The 25738-nt window shown below is 60.1% G+C and carries 22 protein-coding genes; 13 read left to right on the forward strand and 9 right to left on the reverse strand.

Features of this window, described 5'->3' with window-relative positions:
- Nucleotides 1-66 precede the first annotated feature (66 nt).
- The 6 genes from HQL98_07700 to HQL98_07725 all read left to right on the forward strand — a co-directional run bounded on the left by HQL98_07700 (nucleotide 67) and on the right by HQL98_07725 (nucleotide 8119).
- Nucleotides 67-2982, forward strand: coding sequence for an insulinase family protein (locus HQL98_07700; GenBank protein MBF0271927.1), 2916 nt, complete (start codon nucleotides 67-69; stop codon nucleotides 2980-2982).
- Nucleotides 2983-3198: 216 nt separating this feature from the next.
- The gene (locus HQL98_07705) at nucleotides 3199-4449 is read left to right on the forward strand and encodes an ATP-binding protein (protein MBF0271928.1); all 1251 of its coding nucleotides are present in this window, start codon (nucleotides 3199-3201) and stop codon (nucleotides 4447-4449) included.
- On the forward strand, nucleotides 4446-5132 hold the full coding sequence (locus HQL98_07710; GenBank protein ID MBF0271929.1) for an RloB domain-containing protein: 687 nt from the start codon (nucleotides 4446-4448) through the stop codon (nucleotides 5130-5132). The genes HQL98_07705 and HQL98_07710 overlap by 4 nt, the downstream gene beginning before the upstream one ends.
- Before the next feature lie 58 nt (nucleotides 5133-5190).
- The gene (rfbB, locus tag HQL98_07715) at nucleotides 5191-6279 is read left to right on the forward strand and encodes a dTDP-glucose 4,6-dehydratase (protein MBF0271930.1); all 1089 of its coding nucleotides are present in this window, start codon (nucleotides 5191-5193) and stop codon (nucleotides 6277-6279) included.
- A gap of 105 nt (nucleotides 6280-6384) precedes the next feature.
- Nucleotides 6385-6654: a metal-sensing transcriptional repressor gene (locus HQL98_07720; protein ID MBF0271931.1), complete on the forward strand. Its 270-nt coding sequence runs from the start codon at nucleotides 6385-6387 to the stop codon at nucleotides 6652-6654.
- Between the two features lie 31 nt (nucleotides 6655-6685).
- The gene (locus HQL98_07725) at nucleotides 6686-8119 is read left to right on the forward strand and encodes a cation transporter (GenBank protein ID MBF0271932.1); all 1434 of its coding nucleotides are present in this window, start codon (nucleotides 6686-6688) and stop codon (nucleotides 8117-8119) included.
- A gap of 270 nt (nucleotides 8120-8389) precedes the next feature.
- On the opposite strand, the gene HQL98_07730 is transcribed toward HQL98_07725, so the two are convergent.
- From HQL98_07730 to HQL98_07745, 4 genes are read right to left on the reverse strand one after another with little or no spacing between them, the layout of a single operon-like run.
- A complete protein-coding gene (locus HQL98_07730; GenBank protein ID MBF0271933.1) occupies nucleotides 8390-9271 on the reverse strand; it encodes a metal ABC transporter substrate-binding protein in 882 nt (293 codons plus the stop codon).
- 19 nt (nucleotides 9272-9290) lie between these two features.
- Nucleotides 9291-10160 (reverse strand): metal ABC transporter permease, encoded by an 870-nt coding sequence (locus HQL98_07735; protein ID MBF0271934.1) that lies wholly within the window; start codon nucleotides 10158-10160, stop codon nucleotides 9291-9293.
- Nucleotides 10147-10926, reverse strand: a complete 780-nt coding sequence (locus tag HQL98_07740; protein MBF0271935.1) for an ABC transporter ATP-binding protein — start codon at nucleotides 10924-10926, stop codon at nucleotides 10147-10149. The genes HQL98_07735 and HQL98_07740 overlap by 14 nt, the downstream gene beginning before the upstream one ends.
- Complete coding sequence (locus tag HQL98_07745) at nucleotides 10890-11039, reverse strand: hypothetical protein (GenBank protein ID MBF0271936.1); 150 nt, start codon at nucleotides 11037-11039, stop codon at nucleotides 10890-10892. Before HQL98_07745 ends, HQL98_07740 begins: the two co-directional genes overlap by 37 nt.
- Nucleotides 11040-11180: 141 nt before the next feature.
- Between HQL98_07745 and HQL98_07750 the strand changes: the two genes are divergently transcribed.
- Genes HQL98_07750 through HQL98_07760 form a run of 3 tightly spaced genes read left to right on the forward strand, consistent with a single transcriptional unit; the run spans nucleotide 11181 to nucleotide 13660 of the window.
- Entirely contained in the window at nucleotides 11181-11756 is a 576-nt protein-coding gene (locus HQL98_07750) for a transcriptional repressor (GenBank protein MBF0271937.1), read from the forward strand.
- Entirely contained in the window at nucleotides 11741-12865 is a 1125-nt protein-coding gene (locus HQL98_07755) for a permease (protein ID MBF0271938.1), read from the forward strand. The genes HQL98_07750 and HQL98_07755 overlap by 16 nt, the downstream gene beginning before the upstream one ends.
- 21 nt (nucleotides 12866-12886) lie before the next feature.
- A complete protein-coding gene (locus HQL98_07760; protein ID MBF0271939.1) occupies nucleotides 12887-13660 on the forward strand; it encodes a hypothetical protein in 774 nt (257 codons plus the stop codon).
- Nucleotides 13661-13737: 77 nt separating this feature from the next.
- Here the strand turns inward: HQL98_07760 and dnaE are convergent, their stop codons facing one another.
- From dnaE to HQL98_07785, 5 genes are all read right to left on the reverse strand, one after another.
- Nucleotides 13738-17259: a DNA polymerase III subunit alpha gene (gene dnaE / locus HQL98_07765; protein MBF0271940.1), complete on the reverse strand. Its 3522-nt coding sequence runs from the start codon at nucleotides 17257-17259 to the stop codon at nucleotides 13738-13740.
- The gene (locus HQL98_07770; protein ID MBF0271941.1) at nucleotides 17256-18089 is read right to left on the reverse strand and encodes a sel1 repeat family protein; all 834 of its coding nucleotides are present in this window, start codon (nucleotides 18087-18089) and stop codon (nucleotides 17256-17258) included. Before HQL98_07770 ends, dnaE begins: the two co-directional genes overlap by 4 nt.
- A gap of 209 nt (nucleotides 18090-18298) precedes the next feature.
- On the reverse strand, nucleotides 18299-20140 hold the full coding sequence (locus HQL98_07775) for a protein BatD (GenBank protein ID MBF0271942.1): 1842 nt from the start codon (nucleotides 20138-20140) through the stop codon (nucleotides 18299-18301).
- Nucleotides 20134-21954 (reverse strand): VWA domain-containing protein, encoded by a 1821-nt coding sequence (locus HQL98_07780; protein ID MBF0271943.1) that lies wholly within the window; start codon nucleotides 21952-21954, stop codon nucleotides 20134-20136. The genes HQL98_07775 and HQL98_07780 overlap by 7 nt, the downstream gene beginning before the upstream one ends.
- A complete protein-coding gene (locus HQL98_07785; GenBank protein ID MBF0271944.1) occupies nucleotides 21951-22949 on the reverse strand; it encodes a VWA domain-containing protein in 999 nt (332 codons plus the stop codon). Before HQL98_07785 ends, HQL98_07780 begins: the two co-directional genes overlap by 4 nt.
- Nucleotides 22950-23223: 274 nt before the next feature.
- Between HQL98_07785 and HQL98_07790 the strand changes: the two genes are divergently transcribed.
- The 4 genes from HQL98_07790 to HQL98_07805 are packed head-to-tail and all read left to right on the forward strand — an operon-like array spanning nucleotide 23224 to nucleotide 25664.
- Nucleotides 23224-23853, forward strand: a complete 630-nt coding sequence (locus HQL98_07790; protein MBF0271945.1) for a class I SAM-dependent methyltransferase — start codon at nucleotides 23224-23226, stop codon at nucleotides 23851-23853.
- Nucleotides 23850-24386 (forward strand): cytochrome b, encoded by a 537-nt coding sequence (locus HQL98_07795; protein ID MBF0271946.1) that lies wholly within the window; start codon nucleotides 23850-23852, stop codon nucleotides 24384-24386. The genes HQL98_07790 and HQL98_07795 overlap by 4 nt, the downstream gene beginning before the upstream one ends.
- A 48-nt stretch (nucleotides 24387-24434) precedes the next feature.
- Complete coding sequence (locus tag HQL98_07800) at nucleotides 24435-25028, forward strand: YceI family protein (GenBank protein ID MBF0271947.1); 594 nt, start codon at nucleotides 24435-24437, stop codon at nucleotides 25026-25028.
- 33 nt (nucleotides 25029-25061) lie between these two features.
- Nucleotides 25062-25664, forward strand: coding sequence for a nitroreductase family protein (locus HQL98_07805; GenBank protein ID MBF0271948.1), 603 nt, complete (start codon nucleotides 25062-25064; stop codon nucleotides 25662-25664).
- Nucleotides 25665-25738 lie beyond the last annotated feature (74 nt).

The following is a 25738-nucleotide window of genomic DNA, read 5'->3' on the forward strand; positions in this document are numbered from 1 at the left end:
ACATTGACAAAAGAACCCTCCCAGAATGGCCAAACGTCACCCATGCCAGAAGAATCAAGGATCGCCATGACCCATCCCGATTTTGAACTGTTGCGCCGCGAACCCGTGACCGCCCTGAAACTGACCGTGGAATCCTACCGGCATCGCATCACCGGCGCGCGACATGTCCACCTGATGGCCGACGATCCTCACAACGCCTTTCTGGTGGCTTTTTTGACCGTGCCGCTGGACTCCTCCGGGGTGGCCCACATCCTGGAACATACCGCCTTGTGCGGCAGTCAACGTTATCCGGTGCGGGATCCGTTTTTCATGATGCTGCGGCGTTCCTTGTCCACCTTCATGAACGCCTTCACCTCCAGCGACTGGACCGCCTATCCCTTTGCCACCCAGTCCCGCAAGGATTTCGACAACCTGTTGCGGGTCTATCTGGACGCGGCGTTTTTCCCCAATCTGCACGCGCTTGATTTTGCCCAGGAGGGGTGTCGGGTGGAGTTCGTGGATCCCAACGATCCCAAGACCGATCTGGTGTTCAAGGGGGTGGTCTACAACGAAATGAAGGGGGCGATGAGTTCTCCGGCGCGGGTGTTGTCCCACACCCTGTCCGAACAGCTCTTTCCCACCACGACGTATCATTTCAACAGTGGCGGCGATCCGGAAGAGATACCCTCTTTGACACTGGAAGGGCTGAAAGGGTTCCATGCCCGTCACTATCATCCCTCCAACGCCATCTTTATGACTTATGGGGATATCTCCGCCCATGAACATCAGACCCGCTTCCAGGATCTGGTGTTGTCTCATTTTCAGGAGAATACCGGGGCTTCCTCCATTCCGGACGAGGTGCGCCACACCGCGCCGCTGCGGGTGGAGGGAACTTATGCCCTGGATGGGGCCGATGAGATCCAGGGCAAGACCCATGTGGTGCTGGGTTGGCTGCTGGGACGCAGCATGGAGCTGGAAACGTTGCTCAACGCCCATGTGCTTAACGGGGTGTTGCTGGACAACAGTTCTTCGCCCCTGCTGAAACTGCTGGAAACCTCGGAACTGGGGGCCTCGCCCTCTTCGTTGAGCGGTCTGGACGATTCGGGACGGGAGCTGGTGTTCGCCTGTGGCCTGGAGGGATCGGAACCGGAACACGCCGATGCGGTGGAACGAGAGATTCTCGACTTGTTGGAGCGGGTTTCCCGGGAGGGGGTGGAGCCGGAACGGCTGGAATCGGTGCTGCATCAGTTGGAACTCTCCCGCCGCGAGATCGGTGGGGATGGCATGCCCTATGGGCTGAAACTGTTGTTGAACGCCTTGACCCCGGTGCTGCACGGCGGGGATCCCGTGACCGCTTTGGCTTTGGATGAGGCTTTGGTGGCTTTGCGGGAGCGGGTGAAGGATCCGGATTTCATCAAGGGGTTGGCCCGTCAATGGCTGGTGGACAATCCCCATCGGGTGCGGGTGGTGTTGACCCCGGATCCGATCCTGAATGCCAGGCGCGCCGAGCAGGAGGCGGAGCGGTTGCGGGTGATTCGTGCCGCCATGGACGACGCGACGCGGCAGCAGGTGATGGAACAGGCCCGCGCCCTGATGGCGCGTCAGGAGTTGGAAGACGATCCGGAGATTCTGCCCCGGCTGGAACTGGGGGATATTCCCGACGACATCGCCATTCCGGAAGGCACGGAAGCCCCGTTGGGTCAACTGCCGGTTTTCTGGTTCAAGGCGGCCACCAACCGGTTGGTGTATCAACAATATGTGCTGGATCCTCCCGCGATGCCGGATGAGTTGCTGGAGTTGTTGCCGATTTTTTCCACCTGTCTGCCGGAGGTGGGATGCGGGGGCCGGGACTATCTGGAGACCCAGGCCCATCAATCCGCCATCAGCGGCGGCATCGCGGCCCGGATCGGCATGCGCTCCTCGGTGGACGATCTGGAGCGGTTTCGCGGTGTGTTTTGCATCTCCGGCAAGGCGTTGTCCCGCAATCAGGATGCGTTATCACAATTATTGAAAGATACCATCGACACCGCCCGCTTCGACGAATGGACCCGTTTGCGGGAACTGGTGGCCCAGATGCGCTCCTCGGCAGAGATGCGGGTGACCGAAAACGGACATGTGTTGGCCCTGTCAGCCGCCGGAGCGGGACTGAACGCCGTGGCGGCCTTGAACGATCGCTGGGGCGGGATGTTGGCGGTCAAGCGGTTGAAGGCTTTGGACAAGGCGTTGGATGATCCAGGCGAGTTGGCGGCTTTCGCCGGACGGCTGGAGGCGTTGCGGGAGGTGTTGCGACAGGCGCCGGGCCGCATGTTGATCGTGGGGGAGGAGGAGGATTTTGCCAATTTCGCCGAGGGATTGTCTCGAACCTGGGGTGGAAGGGAAAGAGTGTCGGATCTGGGGGGCGGCATCCATGCGGGACCCTTGGCCGGACCCGAGCGGCACGCCTGGGCCACGGTCACCACGGTCAATTTTTGCGCCCGGGTTCACAAGACCGTGCCTTATGCCCATCCCGACGCTCCGGTTCTGGCGGTATTGGGGCTGTATCTGAAAAACGGTTATCTGCATCGCGCCATTCGCGAGCGGGGAGGGGCGTATGGCGGCGGGGCCGGGTATGATTCGGACAGCGGACTGTTTCGCTTTTATTCCTATCGGGATCCCCGTCTGGAAGAGACCCTGGCGGATTTCGAGCGTTCCATCGAGTGGTTGACAAGCGGCAAGGCCGACGCCCGCGCTCTGGAAGAGGCGATTCTAGGTGTGGCGGGCTTGATCGACCGTCCCGGCTCTCCGGCTGGCGAGTCCAAACGGGCCTTTCACGACGCCCTGTATGGCCGTCTGCCCGAGGTGCGACGCGCTTTCCGCAAGCGGGTGCTGGAGGTGACCGGGGCTGACCTGCGCCGCATGGCCGAGACCTATCTCTCCCCGGTGGGCGCCGGATACGGTGTGGTGACCCAGGCGGAGATGATGGAAAAAGGGCTGGGCGGGGACTGGATCAAGCGGACGTTGTGACCTGCGGGATGGTTCGGCGGTCAGGATCCAGGATGAAATCGATCAGAACAAGGGGGGGAAAGCCAATCTGGCATGGATTTTTTGCGAGGAGATGCTAAAATCGTCCCTGGAATTTGATTTCTGGCCGATGTGACTGCGAGGGAGTCCGAAAAGATGTTGCTCCGTTTTGGCGTGGAGAATCTGTTCTCCTTTCGGGATTATCAGGAGATCTCCCTGGTGGTCCCGAAACGTTCCAATCAGGATGCGGTCCGTGGTGTGTTGTCGGGGCCGGGGATCAAGGATCCTGTGGTGCCTGTCGCCGCGATCTATGGCGCCAATGCCTCCGGGAAAAGCAATCTGTTGGCTTCTTTGCTTTTTTTTGTGAAGGCCATCCGGTGGTCCCACAGTGAACCGGGAATGCCGAATGCTCGGGTGTCTTTTGGGTTGGATGACGTATCAAAACAGGCGCCCTCCCGGATGGAGTGTGATGTCATCGCCAATGGCGTTCGTTACCAGTATGGTTTTCGTATCGATGATCAAAGGGTGTTGGAAGAGTGGTTGTATGAGTTTGCCGTGGGTTCCCGGCACCGTATTCTGTTTCATCGCAACCATGCTGAAACGGAAGAGTTTTATTTTGGTCCATACCTGAAAGGCAACAACCGGGCCATTCAAGAGCAGACCCGGAAGGACAGTCTGTTTCTTTCCACGGCTGGAATAAACAACCATAAGACATTGAATCCCTTGTGGAATTTTTTCTCTGATGATCTGATTGGTAATCTTGGGATCGATGAAAGGTCTCGTATTTCCTCCAGCATGAATGACTTGGAATCAAACTCTGTTTTGCGCGAGCAGGTGGTTTCTTTCCTGCGGGAAGCGGATACAGGGATTTCGGGTATCAAAATGAGTGATATGCCATCAGAATTACAGGAAAAAATAATCAAAAATGTTGATCGTCAATTCTCAAACAACCAGAGTATGCGAGATATTGCAAAAAGACTCGTTCCGGCTATGAAGAATATCTTGTTTCAGCATTCCATCGGCTCCAAGGATTATACGCTGCACCACGGCCTTGAAAGCCGGGGGACGCAGACCATGCTTGGCCTTGGGATCCAGGTGTGCCGGATTCTGGAGCGGGGTGGGGTGCTGGTGGTGGATGAATTGGAATCCGGTCTGCACCCTTTTGTGGCCAAGCGACTGGTGGATCTGTTTCAGGACAGCAACACCAATTCCACAGGGGCGCAACTGCTGTTTGCCACCCACTACACCCATCTGATGACCGATCTGGCCCCGGCCCAGATCTGGTTGTGCGAAAAGAACGGGCAGGGCGCGACGGAAATTTATCCCCTCACCGCTGCCCAACCCCGCAAGGGGGAGAATCTGGAGCATGGCTATTTGAGAGGCCGATATGGCGGGGTGCCGTACATGGGGCCCATCGAGAATGTGTGGCCATTCAGGAAAAGAATCAAAGCCGGGGAAGTGGTTCCATGACTGCCAGGAAGCCCGTCCGCCCGACCCCTCCCGCACGATCTTTGCGCACGGACCCGCCTCCACGTCCTCCCAGACCCGATTTGATCATCTGTTGTGAAGGCGAGAATACCGAACCTCTTTATCTGGAAGCCTTTGCAGCGCGGCACGGTGTGCATCTGAAGCGCGGTACCCATATCTTTGGGCCATGCGGAGTGCCTGAGACGGTATTTGAATGCGCTCTCAAGAAGAAAAAAGAGAAAGATCATGAGAATCGCCGCAATAGAACAGAATTCAGGGTCTGGATCGTCATCGATGTGGATGAACATGCGCAGAGGATTCCGGGACTCTTGAAACGCGCCGAAAATAAAGGCATTGAGGTGGCCCTGTCCAATCCCTGTGTCGAGGTTTGGGCCTTGTATCATTTTGATCCGCCCCCGACTGCGGAACTTGACCGACATATGGCTCAATCGAAACTGCAACAGCGGATGCCGTCTTATGACAAGGACCAGGGCAAGTATTTTGATCTGGATAGGATGAATCCAGGGTATGAAAAGGCGGTCAGAAATGCCCGTCAGGCCCGGGAATGCGCGGAACGGGAAGGAACCATTCTGGCGAATCCTGCCTCCAGTCTCGATCGACTGATGGAGTTGATTCGCCAGATGGGCAGCAGACCACAACCGACGCCAGCTTCCAATCCAGCGTGATTCGGGTTGCCGGAGGGTTGATCTTGACGCTTTGGTTGCAAGCAAGGAGCGATGACACATGATCCTGGTAACGGGTGGAGCCGGTTTTATCGGAGCCAATTTTGTCCACTCCTGGCTGGAGCGGACCGGTGAGGCGTTGGTCAATCTCGACAAGCTCACCTATGCGGGCAATCTGGCCAATCTCGCCGCCTTGCGGGGGGATGCCCGGCATGTGTTCGTTCAGGGGGAGATCGGCGACCGGGAGCGGGTGGGGGCGTTGCTGGACACGTATCGACCCCGCGCCGTGGTTCATTTCGCGGCGGAGTCCCATGTGGACCGCTCCATTTTAGGGCCGGGGGAGTTCATCCAGACCAACGTGGTGGGGACGTTTCATCTGTTGGAGAGGGTGCGGGACTACTGGAGCCGTCTGCCGGAGACAGCTGCGGAAGGGCCGAACCGGCAGGATTTCCGTTTTTTGCAGGTCTCCACCGACGAGGTGTTCGGCACCCTCTCCCCCACGGACCCCCCCTTTGCCGAAAGCAACCCCTTTTTGCCCAACAGTCCCTATGCCGCCTCCAAGGCCGCTTCCGATCATCTGATCCGCGCCTGGCATCACACTTTCGGCCTGCCGGTGCTGACCACCCATTGCAGCAACAACTATGGGCCGTATCAGTTTCCGGAGAAACTGATTCCGTTGATCATTCACAACGCCTTGGCCGGCAAGCCTCTGCCCATTTACGGGGATGGTCTCCAGGTGCGGGACTGGTTGTATGTGGAGGATCACTGTCAGGCCATCATGCGGGTGCTGGAGGCGGGACAAAAGGGGGAGACCTACAACATTGGCGGATGGAACGAACAGCCCAATATGGATGTGGTTCGGATCATTTGCTCGGTGCTGGATCGCCTGCATCCCAGGGCGGATGGACGCGGTTATGCCGAGCAGATCACCTTTGTCAAGGATCGTCCCGGCCATGATCGTCGTTACGCCATCGACGCGGGCAAGATCGAAAGAACGTTGGGCTGGAAACCCGCCGAAACCTTTGACAGCGGCATTCTGAAAACCGTGCGCTGGTATCTGGATCATGCCGAATGGGTACACGGGGTGACCAGTGGCGCCTATCGTCAATGGGTGCATCGCCAGTATGGGGAGGCATCCTCCCCGGTCTGATTGGTTTGGATGACCCTTTTGGGTGGGATTTCCAGACGCCACGCCAGAAGGTGTACCGGATAAACTCCCTTGCAAGCATCCCCTCCCCCAGGATAGGATAAGGTCATGGACAAGCATACCCATCACCCTGAAATCGTCTCGCGTCTGAAACGGGCCTCGGGCCATCTGGTGAAAGTCATCGCCATGATCGAATCCGGCCAAGGGTGCGAAGCGGTGGCCCAGCAGCTTCAGGCGGTGAGCAATGCCCTGGTGACGGCCAAGCGGCAATATGTTTCCGATCACATCGAACATTGTCTCGATGTCCAGGACGACATGAGCATGCGGGATGTGGTCGCCCAGGTCAAAGCCATGAAGGTCATGACCAAATATTTGTAGCGACAATTTTTTCTCAAGAGGGAGACCACCCATGTCCGATGCCGATGTCACCACCCCGATTCATGGCGATCACGGGGGGCCTTTGTTGCGGCATGCCGATGGGTGGTTGGAACTGTCGGTGTTTGAAACCGGAGTGCCACCCCGTTTCCGGCTGTATTTTTTGGGTGAGTCGATGGAGGCCGTGAATCCGCCCGCTCCGGATACGGTGCGGGTGGAGAGCGAACGGGCTGGCGATGTGCGGCAGGCCTTCACCTTTCATCACGACGGGGCCTTTCTGGAATCCCATGAGGAGATCCCGGAACCCCATGAATTTTTGCTGCGGGTGGAACTGGAACCGGGCCGCCAACGGCTGGCGATTCTGTTCACCGAAGAGGGGCATGATCACGACCATGGGCACGCTTCGGAACCGGCTCATGCCCATCCGGATGAGGACGGGCACGGGCATCCGGAAGCGGCTCATCCGGATGATCATGGCCACCATGGGGATCACGGTCACCACGGAGAGCATGGTCATCATGATCACGGCCATGATCACGGCTCTGGGCTGCTCGGCTGGCTGAAAGGGACTTTCGCCCACTCCCATGACGTGAGCGACAAGGTGGATTCGGTGATGGAATCCAGTGAAAAAGGGATTCGCGCCCTCAAGATTTCGTTGGTGGGGCTTGGCATCACGGCGGTGCTTCAGGTGTTTGTGGTCTTGTATACCGGATCCGTGGCCCTGTTGGCCGACACCATCCACAACTTTGCCGACGCAGCCACCAGCATTCCGTTGTGGATCGCCTTTGCCCTGGCCAAACGCGGCCCCAATCAGCGGTTTACCTACGGCTATGGCAAGACCGAGGATGTGGCCGGCGTGATCATCGTCGGCGTGATCTTTTTTTCCGCCTGTGTGGCGGGTTACGAGGCCTTTGAGAAATTGATCCACCCCGCGCCCATGGCACACCTGGGATGGGTGGCGGCTGCGGCGTTGATCGGATTTGTCGGCAACGAGGCGGTGGCGGTCTATCGCATCCGTGTGGGTCGGGAGATCGGTTCCGCGGCGTTGATCGCCGATGGTCACCACTCCCGTGTGGATGGTTTTACCAGCCTGTCGGTGTTGATCGGGGTGCTCGGTACGTCGATGGGCTTTCCGCTGCTGGATCCGTTGGTGGGCATCGGCATTACGGTGGCCATCTTGTTTATCGTCAAGGATGCGGCCCGTGCGGTTTGGCATCGACTGATCGACGGCATCGAACCGGAAATCCTCGATGAAATCCGGCATGCCCCGGAGCATGTGCCCGGCGTGCGGGCCGTGCGCAGCGTGCGGGCCCGTTGGATCGGACACAAGGTCTACAGCGATGTCACCATTGCCGTGGATCCGGAGCTTTCGGTGCGGGTGGGAACGGCCATCGCCCATGCGGTGGAAAAATCCCTGCGGGATCATGTCCGCCTGCTTGGCGAGGTGGTGGTGCGGGTGCAGGCTTGATGATGACGGAGGGGGTTGGTGCGGGTGCAGACTCGGCGAGCGGAATTTTGACCGCTGGCGCAAGAAGTCGATGTCGAGTGGGGATCTGTCGATGCCGTCTGCGGTGCCGATGTTTTAGCGTCTGGGGAGGTGTTGCCGTCTTCTGCGGTGTCTGGAGGAGGAATCGGTGCGTTGGGAGCGCGCGCCGGGAACCCGACGGCGCTCCTGCCGCGACCGTTTCGTCTGCGGAATCGTCATGACGATGGGGGCGTTTCAACAGAAAAATAAAAATCAGTCGCGCATGGCCTGTTGCAACTGTTCCACATTGTGTCGGAACAGTTGCAGATAGGTTGCCGCCGGTCCGTTGGACGCGGAAAGGGATTCGACATACAAGGTTCCACCGGCCTTGGCGCCGGTTGCTTGGCCGATCTGTCGCACCAGGCGAGGATCGTTGGAACTCTCCAGAAAATAGGCGCTGATGCCTTCCTGCTTGATCTGTCGGATCACCCCGGCAACCGTGGCCGCAGAGCTTTCCGATTCGGTGGAAAGTCCTTGTGGCGCGAGAAAGGTCAAGCCATAGCGGTCGGCAAAGTAGCCAAACGCATCATGCCCGATGAGCAGCTTTCGTTGTTTTGCAGGGATGGCCTGCATGGCCCGACGCGTCTCTTCGTCCAACTGTTGCCACTCTTCTTGATAACGCGTCCCCCTGTCCTGATAGGTTTTGGCGTGATCCGGATCGGCTTCGGAAAGCGCCTTGACGATGTTCCGGCTGTAGATCACGCCATTGGCCGCGCTGTTCCAGGCATGCGGATCGGCAATCTGTTGGCCATCTTTTTCCATCATGCGAGGCGCAATGCCCGTCGTGGCGACTACGGGTTGTCCAGCGAAGCCGGAGGCGGCGACCAATCGCTCCATCCACCCTTCCAGCCCCAGACCATTCATGACCACGACCTTGGCGTTTTTCAGGTGGCGCAGATCGGCGGGTGTCGGCTCGTAAGTGTGGGGATCCCGATCCACGCCGACCAATGTCGTCACCTGCACATGGGGACCACCCACCTGTAAAACGATATCCCCCAGAATGGCGTGGGTGGCCACTACGTTCAGAGGTTTGGCCTGGACGTTTGGCAACATCCCAAAAAATAGACCGGCAGCAACAAGAAATATCATTTTCATGCTCAAGACTCCTGCAAGGTTATTTCGCCAAGGATGGCGAGAAAAGACGCTGCCAGATTCTGCCCGCCGGAGCGGCCAGCAACGACAGCGCGAACAGCAGACCCGCTGTCAGGACAATGGCTGGTCCCGATGCCAGTTGACCATGAAACGAGATCAGCAGACCCAGATAACCGGAGAGCCATCCCACCAGAATGGCCATCACCATCATCGTCTCCAGCGTGCGTGTCCAGAGTCGGGCGATGGCGGCGGGAAGCATGATCATTCCCACGGCCATCAAGGTGCCCAGGGTCTGGAATCCGGCCACCAGATTGATCACGACCAGCACCAGAAACAGAAAGTGGTATCTTTTGCTGCGTCCATCCACCTGCCGCAAGAATTCGGCATCGAAGCACTCAGCCACCAGCGGACGCCAGAACCAAGCCAGCGCCAGCCAGGAGAGCGACGCGATGCTTCCCACCAACAGCAGTGCCGGCGCGTCTATGGCGAGAATCGTACCGAACAACACATGCATCAGATCGACATTCGATCCCCGCCAGGAGACGAGCAGCACGCCGGACGCCAATGAGGTCAGATAAAAACAGGCAAACGCCGCCTCCTCGCCCAGTACGGTGCTGCGGCTGACCTGTCCGGAAAGCAAAGCCACCAGCAACCCCGCCAGCAATCCACCCATGCCCATGGCCGGATAGGAGAGTCCCGCGATCAAGAAGCCGATGGCGGCGCCAGGCAGAATCGCATGGCTCAGGGCGTCGCCCACTAGGCTCATGCGACGCAGCACGAGCATCACCCCGATCGGACCTGCCCCCAGACCCAAAGCGACACAGGCCAGCAGCGCCCGACGCAGAAATCCGAACTCCACGAATGGAGCGATCAGAAGTTCATGCCCTGTCATCATTCCCCCCCGATTCTCCAGCAGAAGTCGATTCCTCCCCGTTTTCCGCCATGTTCTGTGCCCGCAGCAGATTGGTTTCGGTCAGCACCGCGTCGGTTTTTCCCCAGGCGATCCCGGTGCGCGCCAGCAGCAGAGTCTGGGGAAAGTGATGCCGGATCTGATCCAGATCGTGCAAAATGGCAATCACCGTGCGACCTTCTTGTTTCCAGAGGGCCAGCAGGGCGAGCAGATCCCGGGTGGTGCGGCTGTCGATGGCCGCGAACGGTTCATCAAGCAAAATGACCTGCGCGTCTTGCATCATGAGTCGGGCAAACAGAACACGTTGCAGTTGTCCGGCAGACAAGCTTCCGATGCTGCGCTGTTCCAGTCCGGTCAACTGCACGGCGGCCATGGCCGCTTCGGCCCGTTGCGCCAATCCACGAGAGATTGCGCTGAAACCTCCCATCTGCCGCCAAGCGCCGAGCATCACGACATCGGCGACACGCATGGGAAACGAACGATCCAGTTGGGTCGATTGCGGCAACCAAGCTTTTTTCTCCCAGGATTCTTCTCGCCATTGCACGGATCCCGCCGTCAGGGGAAGTTCGCCCAGCAGTGCCTGAAACAGTGTTGATTTTCCCGCGCCATTGGGGCCGGTCATCGCCGTCAGTTCGCCCTGGACAAAACGACCGCTCAAGCGTTGCACCGCCACATGACGCCGATAGCGTACCGTCACTTCCCGCACAGTGATCACGGCACGGCCACAGCCCAGAAAATGCCGATCCATAACATCACCACCACTCCTCCGGCCCAGCACAGGCGAATCATCGCTGGCTTGGCCAACAGCGATCCCCGGAATCCAGGCTCCTTCCGGTCGCGTTGATTGTACGCTTCTTGCATGACGCAGCCCTAATATGAAACGATATAATATATCAATTATTGACAGCGTAGTGGAGACAATCTATCGTGTCAAGCGAATTCTAAGGTGGCGACATCGCGTCGCAATCGCTTAAAAGAGACAACCGCAACCCTTGGAGGCCCATGTCCACTGATGCCATTCCCGCTGATGCCATTCCCGCTGATGCCATCCTCGCTGATGCCATCTCCGCTGATGCCATGCCTGCGGATTTCACTCCAAAGAGCGCCCATTTTCCGGAGAGCGAACACGATCATCAACATTGTCAATCCTGGATTCTACAGCGGGCCGAAGAGCGTTGCCGTCAACAGGGCATGCGTTTCACCCCGCAGCGGCGGGAGGTGCTGAACATTCTGGCGACCTCTCATCGTTCGATGGGCGCCTATGATATCCTGGGGCAAATGCAGACCGGACAATCCCGTCGTCCGCCACCGGCAGCGGTCTATCGGTGTCTGGAGTTCTTGCTGGCGCAGGGATTGATCCATCGCATGGCCGGACGCAACGCCTATTTTGCCTGCACGCGGGAAGGTCATGATCAGGAGATTCAATTCTGGATCTGTCGGCATTGTGGCGTGGTTGGCGAAACAGAGTCGTCGATTCTGGCCGCAGAGTTGCGCAATCTTGCGGGAACGCTCGATTTCGTGGTGCGGTCGGCGAACGTGGAGATTGAAGGGGAGTGTCGCGCATGTCGAACCGCTTAGAGACCGACCACGCCCATCAGACGATGGCGCATGAAAAATGGATCGGATCGCTTCTGCTGCTGGTCTTCGTGTTGGGCGCTTTTCTGCCGGTGTTGGGAAGGAATGCCGACAGTGTGCTTCCCTTCCTGGACCGGGTAAACGCCATGCCCGGAACCGGCTGGCGTGAGAATTTTGTCACCTATTTCGTCTCGATCGTCCTGGAAGGCGCTCCTTACATGCTGCTTTCCGCCTGCGCCGGGGCGGTGATCGAACTGCTGGTGCCGCCCCACTGGTTGCCCCGGACTGTACGCAGGCTGGGCGTCTGGGGAGTGCCGGCTGTGGTGTTGCTGGCGCCACTGTTTCCGATCTGCGAATGCGGCATCGGTTTCGTGGCGCGCCGACTCTTGCGCATGGGTCTGCCGTTGCCGCATACCCTGGCCTATCTGTTGGCGGCGCCCATTCTGAATCCGCTGGTCCTGGCTGGCACCTGGATGGCCTATGGACAGAATTGGCTTTATCCTCTGTTACGCGCCACCGGAGCCATTCTGGTCGCGCTGGCGGTCGCTTCGATTTTTCGCAAGGCCGATGCGCGGGTGTTGACCTTTCAGCCGGAAGCCGCCGCTTCCCCGCCTTCCTGCTCCCACGCCCACGGCGACGCCTGCGCTCATGCCGACCATCGGCAGAGCCTGTTTTCCCGGTTGCGTCATGTGTTGATCCACACCCGGGAGGATTTTCTGGATTCGGCGCTTTATTTTCTGTTCGGAGTCTTCGCGGCCAGCCTGATGAAAAGCTTCATCGATCCGGTCTGGATCAGCGCGTTCGGACAGGAGAGCCTTGCCGGTCCTGGCGTCATGATGATCATGGCCTTTGCCCTGTCGTTGTGTGCCGGTGCCGATGCGTTCGTATCGGCCAGTTTTAGCGGATTTTCGATTCCGGCCCATACGGCCTTTCTGGTTCTGGGGCCGATGCTGGACATCAAACTGCTCTTCATGTATCGCACGATTTTCTCCTCGCGTTTCATTCTGAAGCTGGCCGTGACCATCGTGCTGGGCGTTTCGGCCTATGTCTTCGCGTTGCAACTGCTGCCCAATGGTTGGCTGGCGTTGCTGGGCTTGCCGTTTTTGGGTTGAACTGGAAAAAAAAGGATGGCCATGAACATTCCGTCACGACTCTGGAAAGAGTTGCAACTGCTCGGCTGGTTACTGTTTCTGGGCTACATGATTCTGACCGGCAAGGATCAAAGCTATCTGGCCTCCTTGCAGCATCAGATTCTGCTGGTCGGAGGTGGTTTGCTGTTTTTGGCCTTTTTGATCGGCCTGTTCGGCAGCGTCACGCCCACCGAGACGTTTCACCATCGCGGCGCCGTCCTTGCCCTGGCCTGTGAATCCCTGGGACATTGGGTTCCCCTGTTGATCGTCGGTTTGATGGGCGTGACCACTCTCAACATGGATCTGGCCTCGTTGCGCGACCGGATTCAGATGCGGGTTCTCGATCCCAACCAGACAGTCGAAGATCTCGGCGCCAAATTGCGTTATCTGAAGCCGGGGGAATATCTGGAGGTCACGCACATTCAGCTTTACAACGATTCCCGACTGGAATCGAATGCCCGGATTTCCCTGATCGGACGGGTCGCCCGCCTGAATGCGGAACAGCATCGAAAAGCCTTTCCCCACGACTCCACCAAAGAGAACAGTCTGCTTTTATACCGTTTTGCCATTGCCTGTTGCGCTGCGGACGCCTCGCCTCTGACCGTGATCCTGGAAGGAATCCCGCCTGAGGCAACTTTGTCGGAAGAGGAGTGGTATCGGGTCAGCGGAGTCACCCAAACACCGCAAGAGAGCGGTCCCATCTTCCTTCAGGTGGAACGGTTGGAGACTATGAGCGCTCCCGAAAAACCCTTCCTGAGCTGGTTGGACGCCTTGTGAGCGTCTTGGGTGCAGGCTTGATGGAGGAGATGTGCGGGTGCCGGCTTGATGGGGGAAGGGGAGCGACTGACTGATCCTCAATTCAGTTGAAGTGGCTTGCCGGACTCGATGCGGCGTGCGTGTACCCGCTCCATCCCGAGCAGTCGGCGCAGTTCGTCGAACAGGATGGCGTCCGGGGTGACCCGGAAGGCGTCCCCCAGCAGGAACATCCCCAACCGGTCCGGCAGACGCAACTCCACCACCACCCGGCAGGTTCCGGCGTGACGTTGCAAAATTTCTTTGAGACGGGTGATGGCGGAGTCGGTGAGGGTGAGGGCGTCGGCTTGCAGCAGCAGTTCCCGGCACCACTCCTTGCGCAGGGCGTTGAGGTCCAGAATCCGTTCGGCGGTGATTTTCGGTTCCTCGTCACCGAGTTCCATGTTGCCTTCGATGACCACCATCCCGTCTCCTTCCAGCAGTTCCTGGCAGCCGGAATAGACATCGGCGAAGACCACCACCTCGATCTGGTCTTCCAGATCCTCCAGGGTGACGAAGGCCATGCGATCCCCCTTGCGGGTGCGGTGGAGCTTGCGTTCCGCGACCACCCCCGCCACCCGGGCCTTGGGTGGACCGTCCGGACGGGCACGGGCCTGAAATTTGGCCCGTGAGATGGAATCGATGCCGTATTCCCGCAATTCGGCGGCATCCTTTTGCGCCGGGTGGCCGGTGATGTAGAAACCGATGGCTTCCTTCTCGAAGGCGAGTTTTTCTTCCAGGCTCCATTCCGGGGTTTCCGGCAGGGGTTGGCAGGCCTCTTCGCTGTCGCCGAACAGGTCCAGAAACCCTTTGCCCTTGTCATCGCGTCTTTTCAGGGCCGAGGCCAGAATTTCCGGCAGTCCCGCCAGCATCGACGCCCGACTGGCCTGCAACGAGTCGCAGGCGCCGGATTTGATCAGGTTTTCCATGACCCGGCGGTTGAGTCCGCCGGAGGCGATCCGTTGGCACAGGTCGGGGAGGGAGACGAATTTTCCACCGGTTTCCCGGGCCTGCACCAAAGCCTCCATGGCCCCTTCGCCCACGTTTTTTATGGCCGCCAGACCGTAGCGCACGCTGTGGTTTTCCACGGAGAAGGTGATCCGGGAGTGGTTCACGTCCGGGGGCAGGACCGGCACCTTCATGGCGCGGCATTCGCGGATGAAAGGCGCCAGTTTGTCGGTGTTGAGCATGTCGCAGGTGAGGGTGGCGGCCATGAACTCCACCGGATAGTGGGCCTTGAGCCAGGCGGTCTGGTAGGAGATCAGGGCGTAGGCGGCGGAGTGGGACTTGTTGAAACCGTAGCCGGCGAACTTCTCCATCAGGTCGAAAATGTAGGTGGCCCGCTCCTTGGAAACCTGATTGGCCAGGGCGCCCCGCTCGAAAATTTCCCGTTGGGAGAGCATTTCCGAGAGTTTTTTCTTGCCCATGGCCCGGCGCAGCAGGTCGGCTCCCCCCAGGGTGTAGCCGGCCAGCACCTGGGCGATTTTCATCACCTGTTCCTGGTAGAGGATCACCCCGTAGGTCTCTTTGAGGATCGGTTCCAGTTGGGGCAGGGGGTAGACCACCTCCACGCGGCCATGTTTGCAGTTGATGAAGTCATCCACCATGCCCGAGCCGAGGGGACCGGGGCGGTAGAGGGCCACCAGGGCGATGATGTCTTCAAAGGTGTCCGGGGCGAGTTTTTTGAGGATATCCCGCATGCCGGAGGATTCCAACTGGAACACCCCCCGGGTCTGACCGCTTTGCAGCAGCTTGAAGGTGGGTCCATCGGTCAGGTCGATGGTGTTGATGTCGATGGCCGGGAGGTTTTCGCCGGAGCGGCGGTGATTGGCCAGCTTGAGCACGTCGTCGATGACGGTCAGGGTCTTGAGACCCAGAAAGTCGAACTTCACCAATCCGACCTTTTCCACGTCCACCATGTTGAACTGGGTGACGGGCATGTCGGAACGGGGGTCGAGATACAGGGGTACCATGTCGGTGAGGGGGCCGTTGGCCATCACCACTCCGGCGGCGTGGGTGCCGGCGGAACGGGGCAGTCCCTCCAGGGCCAGGGCCAGATCCAGCAGTTCCTGCACCTCCGGCTCTTCCTGGACCAAGGTGGTGAAACGCTCTTCTTGTTCCAAGGCCTCCTTGAGGGTGATGCCGAGAATGTTGGGAATCAGTTTGGCGATCCGGTCCACCTGACCATAGGGAAACTGCAACACCCGTCCCACATCCCGCACCGCCATGCGGGCCTGGAGGGTGCCGAAGGTGATGATCTGGGCCACCCGGTCGGAGCCGTATTTGTCCTGGACGTAATGGATCACCTTCTCCCGCTTGTCCATGCAGAAGTCCACATCGAAGTCCGGCATGGAGACCCGTTCCGGGTTGAGAAACCGCTCGAAGAGCAGTTGATAGCGCAGCGGGTCCAGATCGGTGATGTCCAGTGCCCAGGCGGCCACGGATCCGGCGCCGGATCCGCGTCCCGGTCCCACGGGGATGCCGTGGACCTTGGCCCAACGAATGAAGTCGGACACGATGAGAAAATAGCCGGGAAATCCCATCTGCACGATGACATCGAGTTCGTATTCCAGCCGTTCCCGATAGATCCGGGAGACCTCCGGCAGGCGTTCCGGTTCGGTCAGGGGGGCCACGGAGCGGGTGAGGCGGATTTCCAGTCCCTTTTCGGCTTCGTTTTTCAGCCAGGAGGCCAGATCCTCCCCCTCGGGAACCTTGAAATCCGGCAGCACGGTTTTGCCCAGTTCCAGCCGGAAGTTGCAGCGTTTGGCGATCTGGAGGGTATTTTCCAGGCTTTCCGGCACATCGGCGAACAAGGCGGCCATCTCTTCCGGGGTGGCGAAGTGGCGCCGGTCGTTGATGCGGGGACGTTTTTCGTCCATCAGGGTGAAACCCGCCCCGATGCAGATCAAGGCGTCGTGGGCGCGATGGTCTTTCTTGTCGAGAAAGTGGACCCCGTTGCTGGCCACCAGGGGCAGATTCAGACGATGGGCCAGATCCACGGTTTGGCGGATCAGGGACTCCTCGTCCGGCTCTCCGTGGCGCATGAGTTCCAGATAGAATCCCGGCGCTCCGGTCTGTTCATCTTGGAAGAGATCCCCGAGCCATTGGGCGGCTTTGTGGGCCAGATCGGTCCGACCCGCGTTGAGCAGGCGTCCCACCTCCCCTTTGGCTCCGGCGGACAGGGCGATGAGGCCCTGTTTGTGGCGGCGCAGGAGTGCCGGGTCCACCCGGGGTTTGTCGTGACTGCCTTCCAGGTGTCCCGCGGAGACCAGACGGGTGAGACTGCGCCAGCCGGTGGCGTCGCGGCACAGCAGGATCAGTTGATCGCGGGTTTCTTGATCGGGTCGGGTGGTTTTGTCGTGGCAATCGGGCACCACGTAGACCTGCGCCCCCATGATGGGTTTGATGCCGGCTTTCAGGCAGGCCAGATAGAATTGCACCGCGCCGAAGAGATTGCCCTGATCGGTAAGGGCCAGGGCCGGCATCTGGAGCTGTTTGGCCCGTGCGATCACGGCCTCCAGCCGGACCGTGGACGCAAGCAGGGAAAAACAGGAGTGGACGTGCAGATGAATGAACGAACTCATTCGCTTTTGGTGCGGGCGGGGGGAGTGGGGGCGGGATCGGTGTTTTTCCCCCCCTGGTGGGCCGGAGAGAGTTTTGTCAAGGCGGGTGGAGTCCACTGTTCGGCCAGGGTGTTGGCCTTCTTGATTTGTTCCGGGGTCATCTCCTTGTGGAGTTGGGCGCGTTTTTTCAAGGCGGCGGGATCCCCCTGGGAGATGGCGAGATTGAACCACAAGGCGGCTTCAACCGGATCCTTTTCCACGCCCTGGCCCGCGGCCAGCAGGCCAGCCAGCGCGGTTTGCGCCTTGGCGAACTCCTGATCGGCGGCCTTGCGCAGCCAGGAGACCGCCTGCTGCGGCTCTTTTTCCACCCCCTGGCCCCCATCCCGCAGGGCGATTCCCAGATTGTACTGGGCCTCGGCCAACCCCTGTTCGGCGGCCTGACGCAGCCATTTTTGCGCCTCTTGGGTGTCGGTGCGACGATGGATCTCCCACAAGGCGACCTGAGCTTCGGCCTGTCCCTGTTCGGCGGACTGGCGGAACCAGCGGATCGCCTCCCGATCGTCCTTGGCGACGCCTTTGCCGTCGTGAAACATCATGCCCAGATGGTATTGGGCCTCCGCGTGTCCTTTTTCGGCGGCCATGCGATACCATTTGATGGCGGCCTTGTAGTCCCGGGGTACCCCCAGGCCGTCCCGATGGATCATGGCGAGATTGTTTTGCGCTTCGATCACCCCCTGGTTGGCGGCGCGTATGGTTTCGTCCAGGGACTGGACTTTTTCGTATTCGGCGGCCAGGGTCGGGGTGGTGGAGAGCAGAGTCAGGAGAAACAACAGTGCCGGTACTTTGAACATCGGCCAGTTCCTGTTCATGATGCGTTGGTGCCACGATAAGGGGAATACGTTGAATGCGGATATAGTGACGTTTTTCGTGCCAAAGAGAAAGGATTTAGTTGCAGCGCTCACGGCCAGGAGTCCGCTTTGGCTCGCATGCTGGGTCACGGTAATGAAACGAACCGCCCTCGGCCTGGCGCCATGAGGGTCGAAAAGGGGTCGGAAGCGGGTCATGAGGGGTACAGGGGAGGCAGAACAAGGGAGTTGGCGGGGGATGTCTGTCCGGCGGTGGCGCGGGTGGATTGCCAGGCTGTCCACAGTCGTTCTCCCTGCCAAGGGAAGGGGGTGGGACCGTAGAGCGTGGCCTGCAGTTGGGCGATGGCGTCGGCAAGTTCCCCGGGCAGGGGTTCGGAAAGGGCGAGCATGATCAGGGCGGCCTGGGCGGCTTTGGGGTCATTGGCCAGACAGGCGGCGCGCAGTCGGGCTTCGGCCTGACGGGCCTGGGTCGCGGCGGCGGCCAGCGGGTCGCTGGAGGGAGAAGCCGGGGCCTTGTGTCGTCGTGTGCCGCGCCACCACAGGAGGGCGGTGATCATCCATCCCAGAATCGCCATCAGGGCCACCCAGGGCCATGTTCCGGTGAGGGTATGGGCATCGGTCGGGGGAACGGATGGGGACGTGGCGCCGGACTGGGGGATAGATGGCGGAGAGCGGTCCGGGTTGACGGGGTTGACGGTCTCCGGGGTGGTGGAACGGTTGCCGGATGCAGGCTCGACCGAACGGGACTCCGGGTTCGGGGTGGCGCGGGTATCGGGCTGGCGGGCCTCCGGGGGAGGGGTGGAGCCGGTGCCGGAGGCGGGCAGCACCGTGATGCGCCGTTCCGGCAAACGGGCGACTTCCTGGCGTTGTTGATCGATGTTCCACCAGGGAATGTCGATGGCCGGCAGCAGATGTTCGCCGGGGGTGGTGGGGATCATGGCGATGGTGTGGATCCGTTTGCCGATGATCCCGGTGGCCTCCTTTTGGTTTTCCAGGATCGGACGGTCGGGATACAGCTTGATCCCTTGCGGATCTTTCAGCGTGATCTCTTCCAGTTGCGCGGCGCTTAAGCCGTCGGCCATCAGGGTGATGGTGCGGGTCACCGGTTCTCCCACCTGAAAGACAGGGGGATCCGGACTCCATTTCTCCATGAGCATGAGCCGGTGGGCCGGAAGCCAAGCGCTGCCCCGTGGCCAGGAGGCGGGTTGGGCCTTGGCATCCAGGTGGATCGCCTGGGTGGCCAGTCGCACGGTCTGTCCGGGACGACCGGGACCGATGGGGAGATTTTGGATGAATGGATCGTTGAAGAACTCTTTCAGCAGGGAATTCTTCCCCTGACCGGGAAGTTGCACCGTCACTGGGACCGGATCGATCACCAAAGGGCCGCTGCGTTGGGGAATCAGGGCGTAGCGTCGTTCCGAGACCAGATAATGACGCTGATGGCGTTCGGTTTCGTAGGCTTGATCCGTCCCCAGTTTTTCGATCACCCCATCCCCGGAGGAGAGTTTGGGTTCGGGCATGGAAGCCCCGGCGATGGGGATCGCGTTGAGAAAACGCACGGTGAGGATGGTCTGTTCCAACCGGTAGGGATTGGGGTTGCTCAACTCCGCTTCGACCAGCAGTTCCGCATCGCTGCCGGGGGTTTGGGTGGCGGTCTTGTTTTTGCCGGGCAGGATTTTCAGGGTAATGGGGGTACTGCGGTCTTTGCCAAAGGTCAACGGCGGAATGGTGACTTCGCCGTTGTGTTTGGGCATCAACTCCAGGGTCCAGGTGATGGAGTGGCTCTTGTGCCCGTTGATGAACTGGAAATTGCTGCTTTTCCCCTGATCCAGAATTTCGAAATCCTTGGACAGGGGAGCGAAATCCGGATCTCCGTCGGGATTTTCGGCGGTGGAGAAGATCAGGGAAAAAGACTCCTCTTGCACCACCGGTTCCCGGGATGCCCGCACTTGGATTTCGGCGGCCCAGAGGGGAAGAGTCAGGATCCAGGTCAACAGGCCGAGCAGCACAGCCGGTTTCTTGAGGGGAGTCACCATGGATTGGCCTCCGGACGGGTCTGTCCGTGTCTTTGATATTGATAGAGAAATTTTCTTCTCAGTAGTCCGCCCGGATCGTCCGGGATGCGGCGCAGCCACTGCTCTTCCGCCTGCCGGTTTTCCTCTTCCGCCTCCTGACGCGCTGCATCCGGGTGATCGGTTTTGGGATCGGCGGCGGGGTCGGGTTTGGGCGTGGCGGATTGTTCTTTATCTTTCGATAATGATTGATCCGCCTCCCTGGAAGCGGCGGAGGCGTCGGGCTTCTCCGGATTGGGGGAGTCCGGAGAGGATTGGGAGTCGGATTTGGGATCTTTGGGATCCGGCTTCCCGGATTGGTCGGGAGAAGAGGAGGCGTTTTGCTGGTCCTTCTCTTTGTCCTTCTCTTTGTCCTTCTCTTTGTCCTTCTCTTGGTCTTTTTGATCCTCGGGTTTGGTGGCGGGTGGGGGGTTGGGGAGGTTTTTTTGCACCAGTTCTCGGTTGTGGCGGGCGTCGGCGTGCTGGGGATCCCGTTTCAAAGCCTCGTCGTAGGCCTGGAGGGATTCTTCCAGGCGGTTGAGTCGGGCCAGGGCGTTGCCTTTGTTGTACCAGGAGTCGGCGTTGTTCAAAGTTTCCAGGGCGGCGAGGGACTCTTCGTAGCGTCTGGCTCGATACAGGGCCGCCGCTTTCCAGGCCGGATCGGTGAACAGGGCCGCCGCCGAGTGGGGATCGTTGGCGGTCCACTTTTCGGCGGCTTTTTGATCCGGGCGTTGCCACGCTCCATCCCAATCCAGAGCGTGGGCCGGGGGGGTGAGCAGAAAGGGCAGCCACCAGAAGATGAGTACTCCCCGCCGGAATCCCAATGCCGCCAACGGCAGGATCAACACCAGCAGCCAGGGGCCTTCTTCGTGCCACAGGTCGGCGGTGAGGGTGGTTTGTCGGGTGTTGTCGTCGAACCGGTCGGAGGGACGTTCGGCGAGCAGCAGATCCAGGTCGGCATCATCCGTCACCAGACGGGAGAATGGGCCGTCTCCCGCTTTGGCCAGTGCCCGCAACGGGGCTTCGTCGAGCCGGGGCACGACGATGGCTCCCCGACCGTCTTGCAGCAATCCCCCTTTGGGCAGCGGGATCGGTGCCCCTTCCGGGGTACCCACCGCCAGTACCGCCAGTCGGTGTCCCTGTTGATTAAAGTGTCGCGCCGCGTCCAGGGTGGCGGGGGGCAGTTCTCCGTCGGTGATCAGCAGGGCTTCCCCCCGGGTGTGTCCCGCCTGGGCCAGCATCCGTTCCGCCAGGGCGATGCCCAGATCCGGACGGCTCCCCTGGGCGGGCATGATGTCGCTGCTCAGGGCCTGAAGATGGGCTTGAATGGTCTCCCCATCCGACGTGAGGGGCGTGACCGGAAACGCCGCGCCGGCGAAGGCGATCAGGGCGGTGCTGCCTTCCCGGCGGCGTTTGAGCAGGTCGGCAATTTTCAGTCGGGCCCGTTCCAGACGGCTGGGCTTGAGGTCCGTGGCGTCCATGGAGCGGGAGAGATCCAGGATGATCACCAGGGCGGTCTGTTTCTGATAGACCGGTTGGGGAAGCTTCTGCCACGCCGGACCCGCCAGGGCCAGGATGGCGAGGGCGGCGGTCAGGGTGACCAGGAGCGGGGCGTGACGGCTGGTGGTGGCGCCTTCCCGGGTGGGCTGGCGCAGCAGACGGGGCAGCAGATGGGGATCGCACACCCGTTGCCAGTCGCTGCGGGCTGAACCGGAGCGTCGCAGCAGCCACCAGAGGGGAACCAGCAGCGGCAGGGTGGCGAGCCACCCGGGGCGCAGCCAGTGGAAGGTTTCGATCATCGCCGTGCCCCTTCTTTCAACCGGGGGAGCAGCAACGACGCCGCCAGCAGCATGGCCGGAATCAACAACCAGAAATAAAGGGCGGTGGTGGGGCGATGGGTTTGTTGTTCCCGGGCGACCGGTTCCAACTGGTCGAGGAGCCGATAGATCTCTTCCAAGGCGGTGGTCTCTTTGGCGCGGAAGTAGCGGCCCTGGGTCAGGGTGGCCATTTCCGTGAGGGTTTTTTCGTCCAGGTCGCTGGAGGGATTGATTTTCTGAGGTCCGAAAAAGGAGCGCACGGTCATTTCGTCCGCGCCTACGCCGATGGCGTAGATTTTGATGCCCGCGTCGGCGGCCAGTTGGGCGGCCTTGAGGGGAGGCACCACCCCGGCGGTGTTGGCGCCGTCGGTGAGCAGGATCAGGGCGCGGCTGTTTTTCGGCCCTTCGCGAAATTTCTTCACCGCCAGTCCGATGGCTTCGCCGATGGCGGTCTCCTTGCCCGCCAGACCGATTTCCGACTCTTCCAGCAGATGGGCGGTGGTTTCCCGGTCCAGGGTGAGGGGGGCTTGCAGATAGGCGTTGAGACCGAAGAGAATTAAACCCACCCGATCCCCCACCCGGCGTCGGATGAAATCGGCGGCCACCTGTTTGGCCACGGTGAGCCGGTCCACGGGTTGATCGTGGAGCCGGAAATCCTTGGTCTGCATGCTGCCGGACAGATCCACCGCCAGCATCAGATCCCGTCCGCTCGCCGGCAGTTCCAAAGGCTCGCCCAGCCATTCGGGTCGGGCCGCGGCCCCCACAAGCAGCAGCCAAGCCACAATGGCCACGATCCAGCGTTTTTTTTCGGTGCGGAGCCGGTTTTCCGGCGAGGAGACGAAACACGCCGCGAAATCTTCCGCAAAGGGAATTTCCAGCACCGCTTCTTCCTGTCGGGGCACGGACGCGAAAAAACGTCTCGCCAGCCAGGGCAGGGGCAGGGCCAAAAAGAGCCAGGGCCATTCAAAATGGAGCATGTTCGCCGCTGTTTCGCGTGGCACGATTTTTCAGGTCATGAAGGAGTACGTCACGGGTGCAACGGGATCAGAATAGCGTTGATCCGACACGAAGATCAACCCCGCAGGAATCCGGTGTTTCATTTGCGTTGGATCGGGTTGTTTTCTCCAGCTTTGTCTTGTCAATTTCCGATCCCTGAGTTACGCTTGACCCGAGAAAAAGGATCGGTTTGGATCCTTGGGATCCACACCCGATTGGCAGACCTTTACCCAATAAAAGGAACACGGTTCCGACATGAATGCACCCCCGCGCCAGATCGGCGAATTCTCCGATTGGGAGAGCCGTTATCAAAGTCAGCCGGTGACCCAGCTTCCCTGGTTCACCACCGATCCGGATCGGGATCTGCTGGCCACCCTGGAGGGGCGTCGGATCGATAGCGGGCGTTTTTTGGATCTGGGAACCGGACCGGGCACCCAGGCCGCGTGGTTGGCGCAACGGGGTTTCCGGGTCACGGGCAGCGACCTGTCCGCCACCGCCATTGCCGCTGCCGGGGATTACTGCCGGGAACGGGGGGTGGAGGTGGCGCTGGTGGTGGATGACATTTTGGCCTCCGCGCTGCCGGGGCCGTTCGAGTGGATTTTCGACCGGGGTTGTTTTCACGTCCTGCCCCCGGAAAGTCGTGGGCGGTATGTTCAGACCGTACACAGGCTGGTTGATCCCAATGGATTGCTGTTGTTGAAGTGTTTTCACGTCAAGGAGACCCTCATGGAAGGGGGACCGTACCGTTTCGCCCCCGAGGATATCGAGGCCATTTTCTCCAGCCATTTCCGGGTGCTGGAAAGCCGTGAAACCCGCTTCGAGGGGACGTTGGACCATCAGCCCGTGGCGTTGTTCACCCTGTTGCAACCCCTGGATCGTCCATGAATCCGCTCCCGATCGACCGTTACGATCCGGTGGCCCGCTGGCTCCACTGGGCCATGGCCGTGCTGTTGATCGGCATGGTGGGATCGGGATTTTATGCGACCAGTCTCACCTATTATGATCCCTGGTATCATCGTTCCGTGTTCTGGCATCGCTCTTTCGGGGTGGCGGTTTTCGCGGTGGCTTGGTTGCGTCTGGGGTGGCGTCTGGGCCATCCGGCTCCCCCCTTTCCCGCCGCGTCCCCGGCCTGGGAACGGTTGGCTGCCACCTGGACCCATCGCATGCTTTACCTGTTGATGATCCTGTTGCCCATCACCGGTTATCTGATTTCCACGGCGGATGGGCGCGGGGTCTCGGTTTTCGGCTGGTTCGAGCTGCCGGCGCTGCTGGAGCCCGACAAGGACCGGGCTTCTTGGATGGGGCGGATCCATCTCGGCGCGGCGGTTTCCTTGGGCGCTTTGGTGCTGTTGCATGTGGCCGCCGCCTTCAAGCATCACCTCATCGATCGCGACGGCACCCTGCGTCGCATGTGGTAATCTGTGGTCATCTTGCGTCAATCACACCCATGGAATGGAGAAACAAGGATGAAGAAAACCCGAATTCTGCCCCAATTTCTGCAAGTAACCGCCCTGGCCTGTGCCCTGTGGATGGGTGCCTCACCCGTCTGGGCCGCGTCGGAAAAATATCAGATCGATCCCACCCACTCGTTCGTCACCTTCACCATCCCCCATCTGGGCTACAGCCTGTTGCAGGGACGGTTCAACAAGGTTTCCGGTCAATTCTCCCTGGATCTGGCCCAGCCCGAAAGCGGCGCCATCCAGATCGCAGTCGAGACCGCCTCCATCGACAGCAACCACGCCGAACGGGATAAGCATCTCAAAGGCAAGGACTTCCTGGAAGTCGAGAAGTTTCCCAAGGCCGAATTCAAAAGCACCCGCATCGTGGAAAACGATGGCAAGGTCAAGGTGGACGGGGATCTGACCCTGCATGGCGTGACCAAACCGGTCTCCTTCGAGGCCAAACTGGTGGGCACCGGACCGGATCCGTGGGGGGGATTCCGTCGGGGCTACGCGGGCAGCCTGCGGGTCAAGCGTGCCGATTTCGGGATCAGCTACAATCTGGGACCAGCCGCCGAGTCGTTGGATCTCGGGCTGTTCATCGAGGGCATTCGGCAATAATACCCAAAGGAAAGATCAGGAAGGATCCCCCCCATGGATGTTGTATCCGCTATTGAAAATCGTCGTTCCGTCAAGCGTTTCGACCCCTCCCACAGCATGAGCCGGGAAGAGGAGACCAAACTCATTCAACTGGCCATGCTCTCTCCCACGGCCTTCAATCTGCAACATTGGCGTTTTGTGGTGGTGCGGGATCGGGGATTGCGTCAGAAGATCCGTGCGGTGGCGTGGAATCAGGCCCAGTTCACCGATGCGTCGATGCTGGTGATTCTGTGCGCCGATCTGCGGGCCTGGGCCAGAAAACCGGAACGGTATTGCGTCAACATGCCCCCGGAAACGCAAGAAAAGCTGTTGCCCGTCATTCGGGGCTACTACGAGGACAACGAGGGGGTGCAACGGGATGAGGTGATGCGTTCCTGTGGCATCGCGGCTCAGACCTTGATGCTGGCGGCCCAGGGCATGGGATACGACTCCTGCCCCATGACCGGATTCGATTTCGAGGCGGTGGCCCGGTTCATCAATCTGCCTCCGGATCACGTCATCACCTTGTGCGTGGCGGTGGGCAGACCCCTTGAACCCGCCCGTCCCCGTGGCGGACAACTCCCGCTGGATGAAGTGATGATTCTGGACAACTTCTGAAGGCGATAGCGGGACCTTGCACGCAACGAAGCTTGCGGATCCATGGCGTTTTTGGTCGAACGTCATGGATCCAA

This window comes from Magnetococcales bacterium (assembly GCA_015231755.1).
In the GTDB taxonomy this organism is placed as follows: domain Bacteria; phylum Pseudomonadota; class Magnetococcia; order Magnetococcales; family Magnetaquicoccaceae; genus Magnetaquiglobus.